Genomic DNA, 5,407 nt, shown 5'->3' with positions numbered 1-5,407 from the left:
TGCTCTGGCGCCCGCAGTTCTTCGGCGCCAAGCCCCAGCTCGTGCTGAAGTCGGGCTTTCCCGCGTACGGGGTCACCGGCGACCCCAACGCCGCCACCGACACCTGCGAACCCCTCGTCCTCGGACCGCAGTTCGGCTCGTACGGCGCCACCCCCGCGGACATCTCGGTGGCCTTCGTCTCGGCCGCCGCCGCGGCCCTCGGATCCGACGCCATGCCCACCCGCCGGCGCCGGGTCGCCGTCCGCGGCACCCGCGGCATCGGACCGGCGGACATGCTCCTCAACTCCCGGGTGGGCGCGGTCGACGTCGACGCGCGCAGCGGGCTGGTCACCCTCGACGGGGACCCGCTGCGCTCCGAAGCCGCCGACTCCATCGCCCTCAACCGCCTGTACTTCCTGTAGAGACCAAGGACCACCTGCCATGAACAAGCCCGTCGACGCCGGTTACCGCATGCCCCCGGAGTGGGTCCCCCACGAGCGCACCTGGATGGCCTGGCCGAGCCCCAACCCGACCTTCACCGACGCCGAGGAACTCGCCGAGGCCCGCGGCGCCTGGGGCGCCGTCGCCCGCGCCGTCAGCGCGTACGAGCCGGTGACCCTGGTGGTGTCCCCCGGCGACGCCGAGGGCGCCCGCGCCGTGGTCGGCGCCGGTGACCGGCACCCGATCGACCTGGTCGAGCAGGAGCTGGACGACGCCTGGATGCGCGACATCGGCCCCACCTTCGTGACCGACGGACAGGGCGGGCTGGCCGCGGTCGACTGGACCTTCAACGGCTGGGGCGCCCAGGAGTGGGCCCGCTGGGACCACGACTCCAAGATCGCCCGGCACATCTCCGACCTGGTCGGCACCCGGACGTACTCCACCCCGCTGGTCAACGAGGGCGGCGCCATCCACGTGGACGGCGAGGGCACCGTGCTGCTCACCGACACCGTGCAGCTCGGCGAGGGCCGCAACCCCGGCTGGACCCGCCAGCAGGTCGAGGCCGAGGTCCACGCCCACCTCGGCACCACCAAGGCGATCTGGCTCCCGTACGGCCTGGCCGGCGACTACGGCACCTACGGCACCCAGGGCCACGTGGACATCGTGGCCGCCTTCGCCCGCCCCGGCGTGGTGATGGTGCACACCCAGCCCGACCCGGCCCACCCGGACCACGAGCGCTGCAAGACCATCGCCGCGATCCTGCGCGCGTCCACCGACGCCCGGGGCCGGCAGCTCGAGGTGGTGGAGATCCCGGCGCCGACCGTGCTGGAGGAGGACGGGGAGTGGGTGGACTACTCCTACATCAACCACTACCTGTGCAACGACGGTGTCGTGCTGTGCGCGTTCGACGACCCGCGGGACGAGGAGGCGGCCGAGATCTTCCGCGGTCTCTTCCCCGAGCGGACCGTCACCCTGGTCGACGCACGTACGATTTTCGCCGGGGGTGGCGGTATCCACTGCATCACCCAGCAGCAGCCGAAGGTCTGAAGGGCCCGGCCCGGACGTCGAGGAGTGGCCCATGGTGGCGGGTGGAGTACGCGCGCGGAAGAATGCGCCGCCGCGTGAGGACGTCCTCGCCGCCGCCATGGCCACGATCGCCGAGCGCGGCCTCGAAGGGCTGACCATGGCCGGCCTCGGCCGGCAGGTCGGCATGAGCAGCGGCCACCTCCTCTACTACTTCCGCAGCAAGGACGAGCTCCTGCTGCAGACCCTGGAGTGGAGCGAGGCCGCCCTCGGTGACCAGCGCCGGGCCCTGCTCGCCCGGCGCGGCCCGGTACGCGACCGGCTGCGGTCCTACGTCGACCTGTACGTGCCCGAGGTCGCGCGGGACCCGCACTGGACGCTGTGGCTGGAGGTCTGGAACCGGTCGCAGAACGCCGGACCCGACGAGCGGGACCGCCAGGCCGCCATCGAGGGGGCCTGGCACCGCGACCTCGTCGCGCTCCTCGCCGAGGGGATCTCGCGCGGGGAGTTCCGGCCGGTGGACGCCGACCGGTTCGCCGCCCGGACCCGGGCACTGCTCGACGGCTTCAGCATCCAGCTCGCCGTGGGGCTGCCCGGCATCGAGCGGGCGGACATCCTGGCGCACGCGATGGAGTTCCTGGACGAGGCGCTCGCATCGTGAGACAGGTCCGACGCGCCTTGGCAAGGTGTGACACACTGCGACCGTGCTTGCTCAGACCATGATTATGGCCAGCAGCGCGCCGGTCCGCAGTGGCCGCTGAAACCGTGGAAGAACTTCGCGGCGGCGGCCACCGTGCCCCAGACCCGCGCGCAGACCTCTCGCACCCGCGAGGGGTCTTTTCGTTTCCCGGCCACGACCTGCCGGGCGGCGGCGGCGCGCGATGATGGGGGCAGGTGGATCCCGGGCACCCGGAGCCACTCATCCGACAGGAGTCAGATCACCATGACGCCAGCAGCGCCGACCGAGGCCCTCTCCCCGGCCGCCGGCCTCGACGACAGCTTCCACGTGTTCGACACGACGCTGCGCGACGGGGCCCAGCGCGAGGGGATCAACCTCACGGTCGCGGACAAGCTGACCATCGCGCGCCACCTGGACGACTTCGGCGTGGGCTTCATCGAGGGCGGCTGGCCGGGGGCCAACCCCCGCGACACCGAGTTCTTCGCCCGGGCCTCCAAGGAGATCCGCTTCCGGCACGCCCAGCTCGTCGCCTTCGGCGCGACCCGCCGGGCCGGCGGCAAGGCCGCCGAGGACCCGCAGGTCCGGGCCCTGCTGGAGTCCGGCGCCCCGGTGATCACCCTGGTGGCCAAGTCCCACGACCGGCACGTCGAGCTGGCCCTGCGCACCACCCTCGACGAGAACCTGGAGATGGTCCGCGACACCGTCTCCTACCTGCGCGCCCAGGGCCGGCGGGTGTTCGTGGACTGCGAGCACTTCTTCGACGGGTACCGGGCGAACGCCGACTACGCCAAGGCCGTCGTGCGCACCGCGCACGAGGCGGGCGCGGACGTGGTCGTCCTCTGCGACACCAACGGCGGCATGCTCCCCGCCCAGATCGCCGCCGTGGTCGCCACCGTCCTCGCGGACACCGGCGCCCGCCTGGGCATCCACGCCCAGGACGACACCGGCTGCGCCGTCGCCAACACCCTGGCCGCCGTCGACGCGGGCGCCACCCACGTCCAGTGCACCGCCAACGGCTACGGCGAGCGGGTCGGCAACGCCAACCTCTTCCCCGTGGTCGCCGCCCTGGAGATCAAGTACGGGCGCACCGTGCTCCCCGAGGGCGCGCTGGCCGAGATGACCCGGATCTCGCACGCCATCGCCGAGGTCGTCAACCTCACCCCCTCCACCCACCAGCCCTACGTCGGCGTCTCCGCCTTCGCGCACAAGGCCGGTCTGCACGCCTCGGCGATCAAGGTCGACCCCGACCTGTACCAGCACATCGACCCCGAGCGGGTCGGCAACACCATGCGGATGCTGGTCTCCGACATGGCCGGGCGCGCCTCGATCGAGCTCAAGGGCAGGGAACTGGGCGTCGACCTCGGCGGCGACCGGGCGCTGGTGTCTCGGGTGGTCGAGCGGGTCAAGGAGCGCGAGCTCGCCGGCTACACGTACGAGGCCGCGGACGCCTCGTTCGAGCTGCTGCTGCGCGCCGAGGTGGAGGGCCGGGCCCGCCGCTACTTCCGTACGGAGTCCTGGCGGGCCATCGCCGAGGACCGCCCCGACGGCACCCATGCCAACGAGGCCACCGTGAAGCTGTGGGCCAAGGGCGAGCGGATCGTGGCCACGGCCGAGGGCAACGGCCCGGTCAACGCCCTGGACCGGGCCCTGCGCGTGGCCCTGGAGCGGTTCTACCCGCAGCTCGCCAAGTTCGAGCTGGTGGACTACAAGGTCCGCATCCTGGAGGGCAAGCACGGTACCGAGTCCACGACCCGGGTCCTGATCAGCACCACCGACGGCGAGCGCGAGTGGAACACCGTCGGGGTCGCCCCGAACGTGATCTCGGCCTCCTGGCAGGCCCTCGTCGACGCCTACACGTACGGCCTGCTGCACGCGGGCGTGACCCCGGCGGAGTAGCGCGTGCGGCCGAACGGGTCCCTTATGTCCCCTTCACACAGCTGACGTCCGGTTCGGGTAGCGTCGTAGGCATGAGGACCAGGCTGATCTCCGTACTGTCCGGTCTGCTGCTGGCCCTGTCGGCGACCGCCCTGGCGGCCGCCCCGCAGGCGTCCGCGGCCACCGGTCCCGCCGCCGTGGCGGAGGCCCTCAAGGAGGGACCCGTCTACGTCGACCCGCGCGCCGCGGCCCAGCTGCCGAAGGACCAGGCGGACGCGCTGGCGAAGAAGATCAAGGACGCCGGGAAGCCGGTGTTCGTGGCGGTGCTGCCCAACTCCCCGGAGTTCCCGGCCGACAGCCTGCTGCGCACCGTCCGCACCGAGACCGGGATCACCGGCCTCTACGCGATCCGGCTCGGCGACGGCTTCGACGCCGGGGCCGACCGGACCGTGATGCGGCCCGACGCCGTCCGCAACCTCACCGACGCGGTCAAGGCCGGCGGCCCCGTGGACGCGGCCACCCAGCTGAACAACTTCGTCGACCAGGCCCTCACCCAGGCCAGGGGCCGGGCCCCGGCGTCCTGGGGCGGCGGCTCCGCCGACAGCGGGGCGCCGGTCGGCGCGCTGGTGGGGCTGGGCGCGGTGGCCCTGCTGGGCGGTGGCGGCGCGTACGCCCTGGTCCGCAACAACCGCAGGAAGAAGGAGGCCGCCGAGCGGGAGGCCGTGGAGAGGCTGCGCGTGGTGGTGGACGAGGACATCACGGCCTTCGGCGAGGAGCTGGAGCGGCTGGACTTCCACCCCGGTGAGCGCGGTGCCGACGACGCCATGCGCCAGGACTACGAGCGGGCCCTGGACTCGTACGACAGGGCCAAGCAGATCATGGGCGGCGTGCAGCACCCGGAGGAGGTCAAGGGCGTCACCCAGGCACTGGAGGACGGCCGGTTCTCGCTCGCGGTGCTCGCCGCGCGCCGCGAGGGCAGGCCGCTGCCCGAGCGGCGGGCGCCCTGCTTCTTCGACCCCCGGCACGGCCCGAGCACCGAGGACGCCACCTGGGCGCCGGTGGGCGGGTCGGCGCGCACGGTCCCGGTGTGCGCGGCGGACGCGGTCCGGCTGCGCGAGGGCCGGGACCCGGCGGTCCGCACGGTCGACACCGAGCGCGGGCCGCGCCCGTACTACGACGCCGGCCCGGCGTACGGTCCGTGGGCCGGCGGCTACTTCGGCGGCGGCATCCTGCCCGGCCTGCTGGTGGGCACGGTGCTCGGCTCGATGATGTCGAGCCCGGCCTACGCCTCCGACTGGGGCGGCTACGACGCGGGCGGCTTCGAGGGCGGCGCCGAGATCCTGCGCTCCGACTGGGGCCTGACCTGGAACGCCGCGCTGGAGGCCGGCGGAGTCATGGTCAGCGACAAGG

General features: G+C 73.2%; 4 protein-coding genes and 1 pseudogene. All 5 read left to right on the top strand.

The window, feature by feature from the left end:
- Positions 1 to 401 (top strand): annotated as a pseudogene (locus tag EF918_RS31795) (urease subunit alpha); the annotation flags it as partial.
- 19 nt (positions 402 to 420) lie between these two features.
- Positions 421 to 1,467, top strand: coding sequence for an agmatine/peptidylarginine deiminase (locus EF918_RS31790; protein ID WP_125652383.1), 1,047 nt, complete (start codon positions 421 to 423; stop codon positions 1,465 to 1,467).
- A 34-nt stretch (positions 1,468 to 1,501) separates the two neighbouring features.
- Positions 1,502 to 2,104: a TetR/AcrR family transcriptional regulator gene (locus tag EF918_RS31785; protein WP_125652384.1), complete on the top strand. Its 603-nt coding sequence runs from the start codon at positions 1,502 to 1,504 to the stop codon at positions 2,102 to 2,104.
- 282 nt (positions 2,105 to 2,386) lie between these two features.
- A complete protein-coding gene (gene cimA, locus EF918_RS31780; protein WP_125652382.1) occupies positions 2,387 to 4,018 on the top strand; it encodes a citramalate synthase in 1,632 nt (543 codons plus the stop codon).
- A 71-nt stretch (positions 4,019 to 4,089) separates the two neighbouring features.
- Positions 4,090 to 5,407: YceI family protein (locus tag EF918_RS31775; protein WP_148141297.1), on the top strand; the 1,318-nt coding region annotated here is incomplete at its 3' end.

The organism is Streptomyces sp. WAC06614, from assembly GCF_003949795.1.
In the GTDB taxonomy this organism is placed as follows: Bacteria; Actinomycetota; Actinomycetes; order Streptomycetales; family Streptomycetaceae; genus Streptomyces.
Note: the sequence above shows the minus strand (reverse complement) of the source record. Positions and strands in the feature narration are given on the sequence as shown.

What these genes read in the sequence shown, in the direction of transcription:
- EF918_RS31790 (WP_125652383.1), top strand. Translation starts at nt 421, where the DNA reads ATGAACAAGCCCGTCGACGCCGGTTACCGCATGCCCCCGGAGTGGGTC.
- cimA (WP_125652382.1), top strand. Translation starts at nt 2,387, where the DNA reads ATGACGCCAGCAGCGCCGACCGAGGCCCTCTCCCCGGCCGCCGGCCTC.